This window comes from Roseovarius sp. MMSF_3281, assembly GCF_030733685.1.
Classification (GTDB): domain Bacteria; phylum Pseudomonadota; class Alphaproteobacteria; order Rhodobacterales; family Rhodobacteraceae; genus Roseovarius.
In genome coordinates, this window is record NZ_JASHIM010000015.1 from 20879 (window position 1) to 37168 (window position 16290).

The 16290-nt window shown below is 61.6% G+C and carries 18 protein-coding genes; 8 read left to right on the plus strand and 10 right to left on the minus strand.

The window, feature by feature from the left end; all coding sequences use genetic code 11:
- Window positions 1-14: 14 nt before the first annotated feature.
- The 6 genes from sdhA (at window position 15) to RBB32_RS14045 (ending at window position 5369) form a co-directional block, all read left to right on the plus strand.
- Window positions 15-1820, plus strand: coding sequence for a succinate dehydrogenase flavoprotein subunit (gene sdhA, locus RBB32_RS14015; RefSeq protein ID WP_306153509.1), 1806 nt, complete (start codon window positions 15-17; stop codon window positions 1818-1820).
- A gap of 55 nt (window positions 1821-1875) precedes the next feature.
- On the plus strand, window positions 1876-2751 hold the full coding sequence (locus RBB32_RS14020; RefSeq protein ID WP_306153510.1) for a hypothetical protein: 876 nt from the start codon (window positions 1876-1878) through the stop codon (window positions 2749-2751).
- 11 nt (window positions 2752-2762) lie between these two features.
- Window positions 2763-3089 carry a succinate dehydrogenase gene (locus tag RBB32_RS14025; protein ID WP_306153512.1) on the plus strand — a complete coding sequence of 109 codons (327 nt, stop codon included), beginning with the start codon at window positions 2763-2765 and terminating at the stop codon, window positions 3087-3089.
- 13 nt (window positions 3090-3102) lie between these two features.
- Window positions 3103-3882, plus strand: a complete 780-nt coding sequence (locus RBB32_RS14030) for a succinate dehydrogenase iron-sulfur subunit (RefSeq protein ID WP_306153514.1) — start codon at window positions 3103-3105, stop codon at window positions 3880-3882.
- A 168-nt stretch (window positions 3883-4050) separates the two neighbouring features.
- A complete protein-coding gene (locus RBB32_RS14035) occupies window positions 4051-4206 on the plus strand; it encodes a hypothetical protein (protein WP_306153517.1) in 156 nt (51 codons plus the stop codon).
- A 320-nt stretch (window positions 4207-4526) separates the two neighbouring features.
- A complete protein-coding gene (locus RBB32_RS14045; protein ID WP_306153521.1) occupies window positions 4527-5369 on the plus strand; it encodes a DUF1989 domain-containing protein in 843 nt (280 codons plus the stop codon).
- Window positions 5370-5375: 6 nt separating this feature from the next.
- On the opposite strand, the gene panC is transcribed toward RBB32_RS14045, so the two are convergent.
- Both panC and panB read right to left on the minus strand, forming a co-directional pair.
- Window positions 5376-6224: a pantoate--beta-alanine ligase gene (panC, locus tag RBB32_RS14050; RefSeq protein WP_306153523.1), complete on the minus strand. Its 849-nt coding sequence runs from the start codon at window positions 6222-6224 to the stop codon at window positions 5376-5378.
- Window positions 6221-7048: a 3-methyl-2-oxobutanoate hydroxymethyltransferase gene (panB, locus tag RBB32_RS14055; RefSeq protein ID WP_306153525.1), complete on the minus strand. Its 828-nt coding sequence runs from the start codon at window positions 7046-7048 to the stop codon at window positions 6221-6223. Before panB ends, panC begins: the two co-directional genes overlap by 4 nt.
- Before the next feature lie 157 nt (window positions 7049-7205).
- Here panB and RBB32_RS14060 point away from each other — a divergent pair, with 157 nt between their 5' ends.
- Window positions 7206-8678, plus strand: coding sequence for an ABC transporter substrate-binding protein (locus RBB32_RS14060; RefSeq protein WP_306153527.1), 1473 nt, complete (start codon window positions 7206-7208; stop codon window positions 8676-8678).
- 4 nt (window positions 8679-8682) lie between these two features.
- On the opposite strand, the gene RBB32_RS14065 is transcribed toward RBB32_RS14060, so the two are convergent.
- The 8 genes from RBB32_RS14065 to RBB32_RS14100 form a co-directional block, all read right to left on the minus strand.
- On the minus strand, window positions 8683-9177 hold the full coding sequence (locus RBB32_RS14065; protein ID WP_306153528.1) for a histidine phosphatase family protein: 495 nt from the start codon (window positions 9175-9177) through the stop codon (window positions 8683-8685).
- On the minus strand, window positions 9174-9806 hold the full coding sequence (locus tag RBB32_RS14070; RefSeq protein ID WP_306153530.1) for a ferredoxin: 633 nt from the start codon (window positions 9804-9806) through the stop codon (window positions 9174-9176). Before RBB32_RS14070 ends, RBB32_RS14065 begins: the two co-directional genes overlap by 4 nt.
- Window positions 9803-10597 (minus strand): sterol desaturase family protein, encoded by a 795-nt coding sequence (locus RBB32_RS14075; RefSeq protein ID WP_306153532.1) that lies wholly within the window; start codon window positions 10595-10597, stop codon window positions 9803-9805. Before RBB32_RS14075 ends, RBB32_RS14070 begins: the two co-directional genes overlap by 4 nt.
- A gap of 72 nt (window positions 10598-10669) precedes the next feature.
- Window positions 10670-11533: an acetylglutamate kinase gene (gene argB / locus RBB32_RS14080; protein WP_306153534.1), complete on the minus strand. Its 864-nt coding sequence runs from the start codon at window positions 11531-11533 to the stop codon at window positions 10670-10672.
- A gap of 55 nt (window positions 11534-11588) precedes the next feature.
- Entirely contained in the window at window positions 11589-12284 is a 696-nt protein-coding gene (locus tag RBB32_RS14085) for an ABC transporter ATP-binding protein (protein WP_306153539.1), read from the minus strand.
- On the minus strand, window positions 12284-12991 hold the full coding sequence (locus RBB32_RS14090; RefSeq protein ID WP_306153541.1) for an ABC transporter ATP-binding protein: 708 nt from the start codon (window positions 12989-12991) through the stop codon (window positions 12284-12286). Before RBB32_RS14090 ends, RBB32_RS14085 begins: the two co-directional genes overlap by 1 nt.
- A complete protein-coding gene (locus RBB32_RS14095; protein WP_306153543.1) occupies window positions 12988-13932 on the minus strand; it encodes a branched-chain amino acid ABC transporter permease in 945 nt (314 codons plus the stop codon). The genes RBB32_RS14090 and RBB32_RS14095 overlap by 4 nt, the downstream gene beginning before the upstream one ends.
- Window positions 13929-14855 carry a branched-chain amino acid ABC transporter permease gene (locus tag RBB32_RS14100; RefSeq protein ID WP_306153545.1) on the minus strand — a complete coding sequence of 309 codons (927 nt, stop codon included), beginning with the start codon at window positions 14853-14855 and terminating at the stop codon, window positions 13929-13931. The genes RBB32_RS14095 and RBB32_RS14100 overlap by 4 nt, the downstream gene beginning before the upstream one ends.
- A gap of 321 nt (window positions 14856-15176) precedes the next feature.
- Here RBB32_RS14100 and galE point away from each other — a divergent pair, with 321 nt between their 5' ends.
- On the plus strand, window positions 15177-16169 hold the full coding sequence (gene galE / locus RBB32_RS14105) for a UDP-glucose 4-epimerase GalE (RefSeq protein WP_306153705.1): 993 nt from the start codon (window positions 15177-15179) through the stop codon (window positions 16167-16169).
- Window positions 16170-16290: the final 121 nt, after the last annotated feature.

Sequence of the window (16290 nt, forward strand, 5' to 3'; positions counted from 1 at the left end):
GGAGTTTTCAAGCAATGGCTGCTTACGAATACGAGACACATGAATACGACGTGGTCGTGGTTGGCGCCGGTGGCGCGGGCCTGCGGGCGACATTGGGCATGGCCGAACAGGGCCTGCGGACCGCCTGTGTGACCAAGGTTTTCCCGACACGAAGCCACACCGTGGCAGCACAGGGCGGCATCGCGGCCAGCCTTGGCAACATGGGGCCGGATAGCTGGCAGTGGCACATGTACGACACGGTCAAGGGCTCGGACTGGCTGGGGGATACGGATGCGATGGAGTATCTGGCCCGCGAAGCGCCCAAGGCGGTCTACGAGCTGGAGCATTATGGCGTGCCCTTTAGCCGGACCGAGGAAGGCAAGATTTACCAGCGGCCTTTCGGGGGCCATACCACTGAATTCGGCGAAGGCCCGCCCGTGCAGCGGACCTGTGCCGCCGCCGACCGGACCGGCCACGCGATCCTTCACACGCTTTATGGTCAGAGCCTGAAGCAGAAGGCCGAGTTCTACATCGAATATTTCGCCATCGACCTGATCATGAGCGACGATGGCGCCTGCACCGGTGTTGTTTGCTGGAAGCTGGACGATGGCACGATCCACGTGTTCAACACCAAGATGGTTGTTCTGGCGACCGGCGGCTATGGCCGGGCCTATTTCAGCGCCACCTCGGCGCATACCTGCACCGGCGACGGGGGCGGCATGGTGGCCCGGGCGGGCCTGCCGCTTCAGGATATGGAGTTTGTGCAGTTCCACCCGACGGGCATCTATGGCTCGGGCTGTTTGATCACCGAAGGGGCGCGCGGGGAAGGTGGGTATCTGACCAACTCCGAAGGGGAACGGTTCATGGAGCGCTATGCGCCCAACTACAAAGACCTGGCACCACGTGACTATGTCAGCCGGTCTATGACCATGGAAATCCGCGAAGGGCGGGGCGTGGGGGCCAATGGCGACCACATTCACCTGAACCTGTCGCACCTGCCGCCCGAGGCGTTGAACCTGCGCCTGCCGGGTATTTCGGAGTCAGCCAAGATTTTCGCGGGTGTGGACGTGACGAAAGAGCCGATCCCGGTTCTGCCGACCGTGCATTACAACATGGGCGGTATTCCGACCAACTATTGGGGTGAGGTGTTGAACCCCACCAAGGACGATCCGACCGCCGTGGTCCCGGGCCTGATGGCCGTGGGCGAGGCGGGCTGTGCCAGCGTTCACGGCGCGAACCGCCTTGGTTCGAACTCGCTTATCGACCTGGTGGTCTTTGGCCGTGCCGCGGCCATTCGTGCCGGTAAGGTCGTGGACCGTGAAAGCGCCGTTCCGGCGACCAACACGGGCCAGGTGGACAAGGCCCTGGATCGTTTCGACGGGCTGCGCAATGCCGATGGCGCGATTGCCACCGCCGACCTGCGGGACGAGATGCAGCGGACCATGCAGGAGGACGCGGCGGTGTTCCGGACCTCGAAAACCTTGTCGGACGGTGTCGACAAGATGGGCGCGATTGCCGCCAAGCTGGATGACCTGAAGGTCACCGACCGGAGCCTTGTGTGGAACAGCGACCTGATGGAAACGCTGGAGCTGACCAACCTGATGCCCAACGCATTGGCCACGATCACCGGCGCCGAGGCGCGCAAGGAATCGCGCGGCGCCCATGCGCATGAGGATTTCAGCACGCGTGACGATGAAAACTGGCGCGTGCACACGATTGCACGGGTTGAGGGCAACAAGACGACCCTTAGCTATCGCCCGATCATCGAGGACCCGCTGACCACCGAGAACCAGGGCGGGATCAGCCTTAAGAAGATCGCGCCCAAGGAACGGACGTTCTAGTCAGGTGTTGGACCATGCGGGCATTCAGCGTGACGCAAGCGGGACGGGGCCAAGGATGACGGCCCCGTTGCGCGATATGCAAGATGCGCCCGAATGGGCGCAGCTTGGCGTCGTGCCCGGTGCCGCGCTGAGGGCCTTTGGCATGCGCCGGTCGGGCAATCACGCGATTGCCGATTGGATCATGCGCAATGCGCCCGCTGGTCATTCGGTGTTTCTGAACAACTGCAAGCCGGGCAAATCGCCTTTGGACAGCTTTGCCACGATCGAAGTGGATGGAAAAAAACAGGCGGCGCGCCGGGCGCGCGCCCACCTTCCGGGAGAAACCGCGCGGTTGGGCGACGGGGCGCTTTTGCTGGTGTCCTACGAAGATTTGTCACCTGCGGATTTCGGGCCGAAGCGGCAGATTTCGGGGGAATTCGACAGCGGGCTTTTTGCCTGCGATGTTCTGATTTACCGCAGTTTCCTGAATTGGGCGGCGTCGCTGATCAAGAAACTACAAGGCAACCCGGGCTATGGCGCGATGCGGCGGGTGGCGATCATGCTGAATACCGCGGATCGCTATGCCCGGATGCTGGAGCTTGTGGGCCAAGCCCCGGGCAACGGCATGGTGCCGATTTGTTATGATCGGTGGTTCGTGGACGGGGCCTATCGCGAGGATGTGCTTGGGCAGCTTGGCTTGCCCGTCAAGGAAAACGCGATAGGTGATGTGCAAAGCTATGGTGGTGGATCGTCGTTTCAAAAGGACGCTGCCGCGCCGGAGGAATTGCAGACCGGCGAACGCTGGCGGCAGATGGCGGATGATGCGGATTTCCGCGCCTTCCTGGGTATTGCCGCACGCGAGGTGGATTTGATGGCGCAGGTGGAGGCGCATTTCCCCGAGGATGCGGCCCGTTTGTCTGATGTTTTGGTGACCAGTGTGAGCGAAGGGTAAAAGAGATGACCATGACGATGAAGTTGACCAGCCTGACCTGTGCCGCCGTGATCCTGAGCGGGTGTGCCGCGGCCAATGACGCCGCCGATGCGGTGGCGCGGGACCGGGCCAAGACGGTGGTCAACGGCGTGGTCGAAGAGCGTTTTCCCGGGCTGAATGCCCGCCCTGTGACCGACTGCATCATTGATGCCGCCACGGCCGGGGAAATCCTTGAGATTGCCGGTGCCAGCGTAACCGGCGTGACCCAATCCACGGCGGAGAAGGTGGTTGAGATTGCCGCCCGCCCCGAGGCCGTGAACTGCATAGCCGACAATAGCCTGACCCTATTGGGCGGTTGAAAGGAGTAGAAATATGGTTCAACTCACACTCCCCAAGAACTCGCGTATGACGTCGGGCAAGACATGGCCCAAGCCGGAAGGCGCGAGCAACCTGCGGAAATTCCAGATTTACCGCTGGAGCCCTGATGATGGGAAAAACCCCAGCGTGGACACCTATTTCGTCGACATGGACGATTGCGGGCCGATGGTTCTGGATGCGCTGATCTACATCAAGAACAAGATCGACCCGACGCTGACGTTCCGGCGTTCGTGCCGTGAGGGGATTTGTGGATCATGTGCGATGAATATCGACGGGATCAACACGCTGGCCTGTATCTATGGCATGGACGAGATCAAGGGCGACGTTAAGATTTACCCGCTGCCGCATATGCCCGTGGTGAAAGACCTGATCCCCGACCTGACGCATTTCTATGCCCAGCACGCCAGCATCATGCCGTGGCTGGAAACCAAGACCAATCGCCCGGCGAAGGAGTGGAAGCAGTCCATCGAGGACCGTGAGAAACTGGATGGGCTCTATGAATGCGTGATGTGCGCCAGCTGCTCGACGGCCTGCCCCAGCTATTGGTGGAACGGTGACAAGTACCTTGGGCCGGCGGCCCTGTTGCATGCCTATCGCTGGATCATCGACAGCCGCGATGAGGCGACGGGCGAGCGTCTGGACGATCTGGAAGATCCGTTCAAGCTGTACCGTTGCCACACGATCATGAACTGCGCCAAGACCTGCCCCAAGGGGTTGAACCCCGCGAAGGCGATTGCCGAGATCAAGAAACTGATGCTGGAGCGCGCTGTCTGATCGGGTAACGGGATGCAGAGATTTGAAAGCCCCGGCCCATGTGCCGGGGCTTTTTAGTTTACGTAGGGGTAGTTGCACGTCATGCATAGCGACTGTGCATAACTGTCGGTTTTACGCCGCGCTGCAGCATCCTAAGTTCTGTCGTAGAACAACGATGGAGCACCAAAGATGGCCCTTCCCGCAGAAAAACCGCAGCCCCAAGCCCAACCTGCCGCCCAAGTGGCAGAGTGGTACGAAGTCTACTACACGCCCGAGCCTGCCAATGTCCCGACCGCGCCGGACCTGAGCGTGTTGGACCAGATGTTCGCGTATTACGACGCTTGATGACTGTTTTTGTGCGGGCCTTTCACAGGATAGGCCCGCGCAGGCCCCCCTGTTGGCTTTCCCGCCGCGCGTGGTAGGAAAGACCCAAGAGCGGAGGCGCCGTTGATTATTGTTCTGGGCCTGATTTTGGCCTTTCTCCTGATCTTGATATTCTCCAACCGGCGCACGCGGGCCTGCCGCTGGCGCGAGGATCGGCGCGGCGATCGGGATGGTCAGCGCAAGTATCGCTGTATCGCCTGTGGGGCCGAGGCCTTTACATCCAATGGAAAACCGCCTTTGGATTGTCTGGCACATCAACGCCCCCCTTCATGAGGTGATCCATGTCCCAGCCCAAGGATGCCGAGGCGCGCCGCGCGGTTCAGCCGGTGATCTGTTATCCCAACGATACCTTGCCGGTGCCGGAGCTTGCGCTTTATGCGCAGGCGCGGGCCGGGGCTGAGAAGGTGGACGAGGTTTTGATTCAGCCGCGCGATGCGGGCTGTTTTCGCGCCAAGGCGGGGCAGTTTTTCCGGATTTCCAGTGTGGATGGCCCGCAGGTTGGGGATTTGAACCTGTGGAATGCCAATGACCTTGGCGAGCGGTTTTATTCAGGCAAGTCGCGCGCCTTGCATGGTACGCATCTGACAACAGGGGAGCGCATGTGGTCGTCCTTTCCCTATCTTCGGCCCATGGCGACGATCACCGAGGATACGCTGGGTTGGTACGGGATGGATCAATACGGCGGGTCGGTGCATGACGTGATTGGAACGCGCTGTGATCCCTACACCGGCAACCTTCTGGCGGGGTCGCAGTATCACCATTGCTGCCATTCCAACCTGACGCGGGCCTTGGCGGATGAACTGAACGTGAGCTTGGCCGAGGCGGAGCCGCATGTGCACGATGTGCTGAATGTATTCATGTGCACCGGGTTCACCCGCGATACCGGGCAGTATTTCATGAAGGCCAGCCCGGTGCGGCCCGGGGACTATTTGGAGTTCTTTGCCGAGATCGACCTGTTGGGGGCCTTGAGTGCCTGTCCGGGCGGGGATTGTTCGGCGGAGCATTCCAGCGACACGGCGGCCTGTTACCCGTTGCTGGTCGAGGTTTTCGAGCCGAAGGCAGGAGCCTTGGATGGATGGCAAAGCCCGCCCGTGAACGGTTATGACCGCAGTCACGGGCGGTAGTAAGCGTCAGTCGCCAATCGCGATGTTGTCGATCAGGCGGACACCGGCCAGATGGGCGGCCGCAAAGAGGCGCGCGGGGCGCGTTGCGGCCTCAAGGAACGAGAGGTCATCCTGTGCGCGCATCTCGAGGTATTCGACCTTGGTGAAGCCTGCGTTTTCCAGCCGTTTGATCGCCTCGGCCTGAAGCGGTTCGAAATCCTGACCTTTGGCGACGCCCTCGGCGACGCTTTCCATTTCCTCGAACAGGCGCGGGGCGATGACGCGGGCGCGGTCCGACAAAAGCAGGTTGCGGGATGACATAGCCAGCCCGTCAATCTCGCGGATGGTGGGGCAGCCGTGGACGGTGATAGGTATGTCCAGATCGCGGGCCATGCGGCGGACGACAAGCAGTTGTTGAAAGTCCTTTTCACCGAAGAACGCGTCGCTCGCCATGGTTTGCAGGAAAAGCTTGGTCACCACGGTGGCAACGCCATCGAAGTGACCGGGGCGATGCGCGCCTTCCATCACATCGGTCAGGCCCTCGACCGATACGGTGGTGGCGAAGCGTTCGGGGTACATTACATCGCCATCTGGCACATAGACGGTATCGACGTTGAAGCGCGCCAGCTTGCCGGCGTCTTCTTCTTCGGTGCGGGGATAGTTTTCCAGATCGGCGGGGTTGTTGAACTGTTTGGGGTTCACGAAGATCGTGACGATCACCCGGTCGCAGGTGTCTTTCGCGGCCTGTACCAATGACAAGTGCCCATCGTGCAGCGCGCCCATGGTGGGGACGACACCGATTTTTTCGCCGGCGCGCATCCAGCCCGTGGTTCGGGTGCGCAGTTCGGAAAGGGTGCGGATGATCGGTGGGGTCATTTGGCGGGCGCCTTGTCTGCGAAGGTGTGTTCGGGGGCGGGGAAGCTGCGGGCGCGGACCTCATCGGCATAGGCGCGGATCGCGGCCTTGCCATCTTCGCCCAACGTGCCATAGCGTTTGACGAACTTGGGTTTGAAGGCGGTAAAGAGGCCCAGCATATCATCCACCACAAGGATTTGCCCGTCGCACCCGGCAGAGGCGCCGATACCGATTGTGGGAATGGCGATTCCGGCGGTGATGTCATCGGCCAGTTTGGCGGGGACTTTCTCTAACACGACGCTGAAAGCGCCGGCGTCGGTTACGGCACGGGCGTCGACCTTGAGGGCCTCGGCCTGATCGTCGCGGCCCTGCACCTTGTAGCCGCCCAGCGTGTTGATGGATTGCGGGGTCAGGCCGATATGGGCCATGACCGGCACGCCGCGTTTCACCAGAAAGGCGATGGTGTCGGCCATATGTGCCCCACCTTCCAGTTTGACCGCGGCCGCACCGGTTTCGCGCATCAGGCGGGCGGCGTTGCCGAAAGCCTGTTCCGGGCTTTCCTCGTAGGAGCCGAAGGGCATGTCGATCACCAACATGGTTTTGGTCAGCCCGCGCGCCACCGCTTGGCCGTGCATGATCATCATCTCCATGGTGACACCCAGCGTTGAGGGCATGCCGTGCAGGACCATGCCAACGGAATCGCCCACAAGGGCAAAGTCACAAACCCCGTCCATCATACGCGCCATCGGGGTGGTATAGGCCGTCAGGCTGACGATGGCTGTGCCGCCCTTTATGGCCCGGATATCATCGGGCATGGGGGCGGTTTTGCGGGCGGTTGCACTCATTTTAGTCACCGGGCGTTGCTGCGTTGCGGCGTTGAATAGCAACTCCCAGGCCCAAAAGCCATAAATCTATTATCCGGCGTGACTTGATTACGCCGCGAATTCATCCGAGACTTGTTTGCAAGGCGCCTGTTGCGCGCGCAGCTAGAGGAGACGAGGGATGAAACGCTTGGCTTTTGCCGCACTAACCTGTGTGGCGACATGGGGGGCGGCCTCTGCTTATGCCCAGGGCGATATCGTGGTGGGCCTGCAACTGGAGCCACCGCATCTGGACCCGACCAGCGCCGCGGCGGGTGCGATTGACCAAGTGCTTTATGCCAATGTCTTCGAAGGGCTGACACGGTTTGCGCCTGACGGATCGGTGAAAGCCGGTCTGGCCAAGCGGTGGGAGGTTTCCGAGGACGGGTTGCAATATACTTTCTTCCTGCAGCCCGGCGTGACGTTTCACGATGGCACGAGATTTACTGCGGAGGACGTAAAGTTCAGCCTTGATCGCGCGCGCGCCGAGGAGAGCCAGAACGCACAAAAGGCCCTGTTCGAGGGTATCGAAAACGTCGAGGCGGTGGATGACCTGACTGTGCGGGTGACGTTGAACGCCCCCGACGGGAATTTCCTGTTTAACATGGCGTGGGGCGATGCGGTGATCGTGGCCCCGGAAAGCGTTGAGGGTATCAAGCAAAAGCCGGTTGGTACCGGGGCATTCGCCTTTGAATCATGGGTGCAGGGGGACCGGATCACCCTGACCAAGAACCCCGACTATTGGGGCGTGGCGGCCAAGCTGGACCGGGCGATTTTCAAGTTCATCAGCGATCCGACAGCGGCCTTTGCCTCGGTCATGGCCGAGGATGTGGATGTTTTCCCGGCCTTCCCGGCGCCTGAAAACCTGCCGCAGTTCGAGGCCGACCCGAGGTTTCAGGTGCTTGTCGGATCAACCGAGGGCGAAACCATCCTGAGCACGAACAACAAGCTCCCGCCGCTGGATAACCCCAAGGTGCGCCGGGCCATTGCCCATGCGATTGACCGCGATGCCATTATTGACGGGGCGATGTTCGGGCTTGGCACGCCGATCGGCACGCATTTTGCCCCACACAACCCGGATTACGTGGACCTCAAGCATTTGTCGGCCTATGACCCCGAGCTTTCGCGCCAATTGCTGGCCGAGGCAGGCTTTGCCGATGGCTTTACCACCACGTTGAAACTGCCGCCGCCGTCTTACGCGCGGCGCGGCGGGGAGATCATCGCGGCACAGTTGCGCGCGGTCGGGATCGAAACCGAGATCACCAACCTGGAGTGGGCGCAGTGGCTGGAGCAGGTGTTCAAAGGCAAGGATTACGGCCTGACCATCGTCAGCCATACCGAGCCGTTTGATATCAATATCTATGCCCGGCCCGATTATTATTTCCAGTATGACAAGCCCGCGTTTCAGGAGTTGAACGCAACGCTTGGGGCCGAGGCCGATCCGGCGAAACGCTCGGATCTGTTGGAGCAGATGCAGACGATGATCGCCGAGGATTACGTGAACGGCTACCTTTTCCAACTGGCGACGCCGACGGTGGCCAATGCGCGGTTGCGCGGGCTTTGGGAAGATGCGCCGACGCAGGCGACGGATTTGACCAAGGTCTATTGGGAGTAACCGATTACCCGGTCAGTTCGCGGGGGATTACAAAGGCCAGCGGTGTTCCGCTGGCCTTTGTCATGTCGGACCAGTTTTTGATGTCGAAATCAGCCACAAGTGTCGCGCAAGTGGGGTAGTCGTGAAAGCGCGGGTGCTCGGGGGGCGTGGCCAGTATGCTTTCGGCAAAACCCGCGATTCCGGGATTGTGCCCAAGCATGAGAACGCAAGCCCCTGTTGCGCGGGTCAATTCATTGAACATGCTGCGCGGGCTGGCGTGATAGAGGCTGTCGAGAAAGGTTGTCGGGGCGTCGAGGGTGAGCCGGTCCAGTGTTTCGCGGGTGCGCGATGAGGAGGAACAAAGCACCTCATCAGGGGTATAGCCATTCTCGCGTAGCCAATTCCCAAGCGCCTTGGCCGAGCGGCGGCCCCGCCCGTTGAGCGGGCGGGCGTGATCCGGCAGTGTCGGGTCCCCCCAACTGGATTTCGCGTGGCGCATCAGGATCAGGCGACGGGTCATTTGAAGGCCCTCATGTGAAAGGCGGATTGATCTTCGCTGCGCCCGTGGGCTTGGCTGACCGGGCAGGCGCGGCGCACGCCGCAACCACGCGCGAGGCAATCGTTGCCGGACCGGTCCAGGTCGGCCTTGCAGGCGGCAACATCATAGCCTTCTGGGGTCAACGCGTCGACGGGGCAGGCCGTAAGGCAGGGGCGTTCTTCGCAGGCATCACAGGGATTGGGCGGCGGCGCAGGCAGCGCGATGCTTTCGGGAAACCCGAGCGCACCCCGGTACGAGACCATAAGCCCGGCTTCGTCGTGGACCAAAAGACCCACGGGGGAAACATGCGCCCGCCCGCTGTCGGTGGCCCATTGCACGAACGGCTGCCACGGCGGGCCGCCGAAGGGAAAGAAGGCCTTCGCACCCAAGGTTTGTGCCAGTTGCGTGATCACGCGTTTCGACCAGCGGTCAAGCGGTTCGGGCTGGCCATCCTCGTATTCCGGGGAGGCAGTGAAATGCGGCCAGAACTCCGGCGGTTTGGGGCCGAGCAGGACAAGGGCTCCGATCCCCTTCGGAAGGCCTTTGCTGACCCCGCCGAAGATCGTGAGGTGATGCGGCGCGAGGGCCTGTTCTATCTGCTCAAGCGTCATTTGCGGCGAAACGGCAAGCCGAGGGACCAGCCGAGTTTCGATGGGCTGTCGTCTTGCCATTCAAGGCCCACGGTCATGTCGTCATGGCCTGCCTGAGGTTGTGGGATGTAGGTGCGGAACATCCGGTCCCAGATGGAAAGGGCAAAGCCGTAGTTGCTGTCGTGTTCATGGCGGTGGATGGAATGGTGTACGCGGTGCATGTCGGGGGTGACAAGCACCTGCCGCACGATGGCATCCAGCCAGAGCGGAAGGCGGATATTGGCGTGGTTGAACATGGCCGTGCCGTTGAGGATGATCTCGAACAGGACAATGCCGATGGCGGGCGGGCCAAGCAAGTACACAAGCCCGATCTTGAGCAGCATTGAAAGCGCGATTTCCACCGGGTGAAAGCGGATGGCGGTGGTGACGTCGATATCGCGGTCGGCATGGTGGACGCGATGGATGCGCCAGAGGATGGGCACCTTGTGGGTGATCAGGTGTTGCGCCCAGATGGCGAAATCGAAGATCAGCACCGTTGCAATGACCTTGGCCCAAAGTGGTGCGCCGATGGCGTACATCACACCCCAGCCATTGGCCTGCGCATCAAGGGCGGCACCGACCGTCAAAAGGGGCAGGGCAAGCGCCAAGAGGCGCAGGGTGAGGGTATCCAGAATGACAATGGCCCAATTGGTGAACCAGCGGCTGCCGCGCGGTTGCGTGCGCGGGCGGCGGGGCACCATGGCTTCAATCACCGCGAAAAGGGCGAAGAGGCCCAAGAAGACGCTCAGGCGAATGACGGCTTCGTTTTCCATGCGCCTAGAGTTATGTCAAAGGCGCCCGCGCGCAAGCCACTTGCAGCGCAATGACGCAACCGTGACAGGCGGTTAACCGTTGCGAATGATCGACCCGGCCCCGTGATCGGTAAACAACTCCAGCAAGCAGGCATTGGGCGCGCGACCATCAAGGATAACGGCGGCGCGCACGCCCCCGTCGATGGCCGCAAGGCAGGTTTCCGTTTTGGGGATCATGCCGCCCGCGATGATGCCTTGGGTGGTCATGTCGCGGATTTGGTCGGCGGTGAGCTCGGTCACCACCTCGCCGCTGGAATCGCGTACACCGTCGATATCCGTCAGCAGCAGCAGGCGGTCAGCTTTGAGCGCTGCCGCGATGGCCCCGGCGGCGGTGTCGCCGTTGATGTTGAAGGTTTCGCCGTTGCGCCCTGAACCCAGCGGGGCGATCACCGGGATCGTATCATCGCGGAACAGGGTATGCAGCAGGCTTGGGTCCATCTCGGCCGGAGTGCCGACAAGGCCAAGCGCGGGGTCCGCGGGATCACAGGTCATCAGGTTGGCATCTTTGCCCGACAGGCCCACCGCCTTGCCGCCTTGGGCATTGATGGCCTGCACGATGCGTTTGTTGACCCGCCCGGAAAGGACCATTTCAACCACTTCCATCGTGGCCTCATCGGTTACGCGCTTGCCGTTCACGAAATCGGATTTGATGCTGAGCTTATCAAGCATCTGGTTGATCATCGGCCCACCGCCGTGGACGATCACCGGGTTCACGCCCACCTGGCGCATCAGAACCACGTCGCGCGCGAAGCTGTCCATCGCCTCGTCGCTGCCCATGGCGTGGCCGCCCAGTTTGATAACGACAATCGCCCCGTCATAGCGTTGCAGGTAAGGCAAAGCTTCGGACAGGGTGCGGGCTGTGGCGATCCAATCGCGGTTCATATCTCTTTTCTTCATCCGTGGTCCCTCGCTTGCGGTGTTATCCCCGGATGGGGCGGTATCCGCAAGGGGGTCAGACGCCGATGTAACGATCAACGATGGTGTGATCGGCGCGCAGGGCTTCGGCGCCCATCGTGGCCCCGTTACGCCCGTTTTCGATAAAGGCCACGCGGTCGGCCACTTCGAGCACCGCATCGACCCTCTGTTCGACCAGAAGGATCGCCACACCGGCGTTACGCATTTTAACGATCACCCGGCGGATCGCTTCGATCATCGAAGGTTGCAGGCCCTCGGTGGGCTCATCCAGCAAAAGCGCCTTGGGTTTGAGGCACAGCGCCCGCGCCGTGGCCAGCATCTGTTGTTCGCCGCCCGACAGGGTTTCGGCGCGTTGGTCCATGCGTTCGCGCAGGCGGGGAAAAAGCTCGAGCACCTCTTCCAGCGTATCCTTGCCGTGCCCGCGGGTGCGCAGCCCGACCTCAAGGTTCTGGGCCACGGTCAACCCGGTGAACAACCGGCGGCCTTGCGGGATATAGGCAACACCGGCCTGCGGAATCTTGTGCGGGGGCAGGCGGCTGATGTCTTGGCCTTCCAGACGAACGGCCCCCGACATAAGCGGCACAAGGCCCATGATGGCCTGCATGGTTGTGGTCTTGCCCGCGCCATTGCGCCCAAGCAGACAAAGGATTTCGCCCGGCGAGACATTCAGCGAGAAATCCCGCAACACCTGTGCCTGACCGTAGCCTGCGTTGATGCGATCCAGCTCCAGCATCATCCGGTTCCCAGGTAGGCCGCTTGGACGGTTGCGTTTTCGTGGATTTCTTGCGGGGTGCCTTCGGCCAGAGTTTCCCCGAAGTTCAGCACGGTGACGCGATCGGCCAGTTCCATGACCACGCTCATGTTATGTTCGATCAGAAGGATCGTGGTTGTCTTGCGCAGGTCGTTGATCAGGGCCTTGAAGTTGTCGATCTCGTTATCGGCAAGGCCTTGGGTTGGCTCATCAAGGATAAGCAGGCGGGGCTGTTGAACAAAGCCCATGGCGGTTTCCAGCAACCTTTGGTGCCCATAGCTTAGGTTGCCTGCGTCTTCATCTATCCTGTCTTGTAGTCCGACGCGCTTCAAGGCGTCTTCAACGGCGGGCTGAACCTTGGCCTTGGGAAGATGGCGGCGCGCGGCAAGGGCCACGTTTTCACGCGCCGTGAGGCGGGGAAACACCGATGTGATCTGGAAGGTATAGGCGATCCCGAGGCAAACGCGTTTATGCGCCGGGAGGTGGGTGATGTCGCGGCCTTCGAAAATCACCTTTCCCGAGGAGGGCGCGAGGCGACCGCAAATCATGCTGACAAGGGTGGTTTTGCCCGCGCCGTTCGGACCGATCAGGGCGCGCACCTGGCCTTTGGGCAGGTCGAAATCCAGGTTGCTGACGGCGCTCAGCCCGTCGAAGTGCTTTGACAGGCTCCGGGTTGAAAGAAGGGTCATGGCAGCCACCTCCAGACCCGGCGGCGCAGCTCTCCGATCAGGCCCTGGGGCGCAAAGAGCGTCAGCAGCACCAGCGTCACGCCGGCGATCAGCATGTAGGCGGTTGTAATGCCTGAGCTTAGGTCGATCAGGTAAAACATGAAGAGCGTGCCGATGAAGGGGCCAAGAACCGTGCCCGCCCCGCCCAGAAGAACCCAAAGCAGTGGGAAGATCGAATATTGCACGCTGGCGAAACTGGCCCCCGCATAGCCGAAAAGAAGGCCATATGTGGCCCCCGCTGCCGCCGACAGGGTGCCCGATATCACCATGGCGGCCAGTTTGTGGGCGAAGGTGTTGTAGCCAAGCATCGTCACCCGTTCCTCGTTTTCGCGGATGGCCACCAGCGTTCGGCCAAAGGGGGAGCGTACAAGGGCAAGCGAGGCCAGAAGGCAGAGGGCGAAAAGGGTGAAGGCCGCGAAATAGCGGTTTGTCGGATCACTAAGGTCAATGCCCCAAAGCAGGCGTTGTCCTGCCTGGATCACGAAGCCTTCGTCGCCGCGCGTGTATTCGGCAAAATAGAGGATGGTCAGGTATCCGGCCTGCGCGAACATCAAGGTGACGATCATGAAGGCGACGCCGGTTGTGCGAAGGGCGAGAAACGCAAGGCCAGCCGACACCATGATGCCGGCAATCACTCCGGCGAGAAGGGCGGGCGCGGGTGTGAAACCGGCATGCTGGATGGTCAGGCTGAGCCCATACATGCCAGCCGCGAAAAACAGCGCGTGGCCAAGGCTTAGAAGGCCGGTGTAGCCAAAAAGGATATTGTAGCCAATGGCATAGCTGGCCAGCACCATGATCCGCGCCATGTTGCCATGGTGGTAGGCAGGCAGCAGGAATTGCAGGGCGAAAAGCACCACCAGCAGGCCAAGGTGCAGGCCGATAATGCGCTGCCCGTTCGTCATGCCGCGCGCGTTCCGAAAAGGCCTTGGGGCCGGAAGACGAGGACGAGGCCGACAAGCAGGGTTGCGAGGATCTTGGCCAGCGTCGGCGAGAAGAAGACCGATATGATCCCGTCGGACAAACCGATGAGGATGGCGGCGACCAGCGTGCCGGGCAGGGAGCCGAGGCCGCCGATGATGACGACGATGAAGGAAAGCAGCAAGGGGTCGGCGCCCATCAGGTAATGCGCCTGCTGGATCGGGACGACGAGAACCGCCCCCAGCGCGGCGAGGGCCGCGCCGAAGCCGAAGACCAGCGCATAGACCCGTTCGACCGGGATACCGAAGGCCAGTGCCATGTCACGGTCGGCCTGGGTGGCGCGCATCAAAAGGCCGGCGCGAGAGCGGGTCATCAAGAGCCAGACCCCGGCCAGAACGGTGGCGGCGGCGGCGATGACGGCGAGTTTGTAGGAGGTGGTCGACAGGCCCCAGGGGTAATAGAATTCCAGGCCGTTATCGCCGAATTCAAACCACGGCAGCGCGATGCGCTGGTTGAACGGGGCCTCGACGGGCCGGGCCTCGGGGCCATAGGTCATCAGTGTAACTTGTTGAATTATATACAAAAGGCCAATGGTGGCCACGATCGTGCGCTCGGGGTCATAGGCAATGCGTTTGAGGATCGCCAGATCGGCCACGACGGCAATTGCCCCCACCAAAAGCGGGGCCACGATCAGCGCGGCGGTGAAGCCGATGGCGGGGTGACCGCCCAAGGATTGGGCCACGAACCATGCGATCACGGCACCGAGCATGAAGAACTCGCCATGGGCGATGTTGACCACGCGCATCACGCCGAACACCAAGGACAGGCCGACGGCGGTGAGGGCCAGAACAGCGGCGGAAACCGCGCCTTCGAGGCTGGCAAGCAGGATATAGGGGCCGAGTTCCATGGTGATGTAAGGGTTGACCTCAAGCAGGCCGAAAGGGCAAGCCCATTTTTGCCGCAGTCGCGGGCCAGGAAACGTACGAGTCGTACGTTTTACCCCCGCGTTTCGTACGAAAATCCGGGGTCGCGTGGCGTGGAACGTACGAGTCGTACGAAACCCGCCACCGGCAGGCCCCCGCCGGGTGGCAACGCGCGGTGCCGTCAGGGCATGTTAAGATTTTCGCGGCAGTCTTTCGGTCAGCCTTTGCGAGAGGGCGGGGCAATTTGCGCCTTGTGAAGGCAGGTTGCGGTTGCTACCGCTCGGAGGAACAGCATGGAGCGGAATGTGAAACGGGTTCTGGTAACAGGTGGCGCGGGGTATATCGGATCGCATGCCTGCAAGTTGCTCAGGCAGGCCGGATACGAGCCGATCACTTACGACAACCTGTCGACCGGCTGGCGTGCGGCGGTGAAATTCGGCCCCTTCGAGCAGGGCGAGCTTGAAGACCGCGCGCGGCTGGACGAGGTGTTTGCCAAGTATCAGCCGGTGGCGGTCATGCATTTCGCGGCGCTGTCGCTGGTGGGCGAGGCCATGGCAAAGCCGGGCCTGTACTGGCGCAACAACGTGGCCGGATCGCTGACGCTGATCGAGGCCTGCGTGGCGGCCGGGTGCCGCAATGTCGTGTTCTCGTCGACCTGTGCGACCTATGGGGAACATGACAACGTCGTCTTGAACGAGGACACGCCGCAAGAGCCGCTGAATGCCTATGGGGCCTCGAAACGGGCGATCGAGGATATCCTGCGCGATTTCGGCGCGGCGCATGACCTGCAAAGCGTTATTTTCCGCTATTTCAACGTGGCGGGGGCGGACCCGGAGGCCGAAGTGGGCGAGGCGCATGAGCCTGAAACCCACCTGATCCCGGTGGTCTTGCAGGCGATTGACGGGCAGCGCGACAAGCTGACGATCCATGGCACCGATTACGAGACGCCCGATGGCACCTGTATCCGCGACTATGTGCATGTCTGCGATCTGGTGGAGGCGCATATCCTTGGCCTCAAGCATCTTGAGGCTGGCAAGGGCAGCGCGGTGTTCAACCTTGGCACCGGAGAGGGATTTTCCGTGCGCGAGGTGATGGAGGCCGCGCGCGTGGTGACCAACCGCGACGTGCCCTACGTGGAAGGCCCCCGGCGCGCGGGGGATGCGACCAAGCTGGTCTCGGGGTCGGAAAAGGCCGTTCGGGATCTGGGCTGGTCGACCGAAAGGTCGAGCATGCGCCAGATGATCGAGGATGCATGGCGCTGGCACCGGACCGGGGGGTATGAATCGCACAGCGATTGAGTGGCACCGCGCCACCGCAGGTGTTTTCGGCGGGCTTTGTCATGGGTAAGGGAAAGGCGTTTTGAAACGCCTTTTTGCAAGCGCCTTGAAAGGCGCTTTGGCACGCAAATTCGAATTTGCG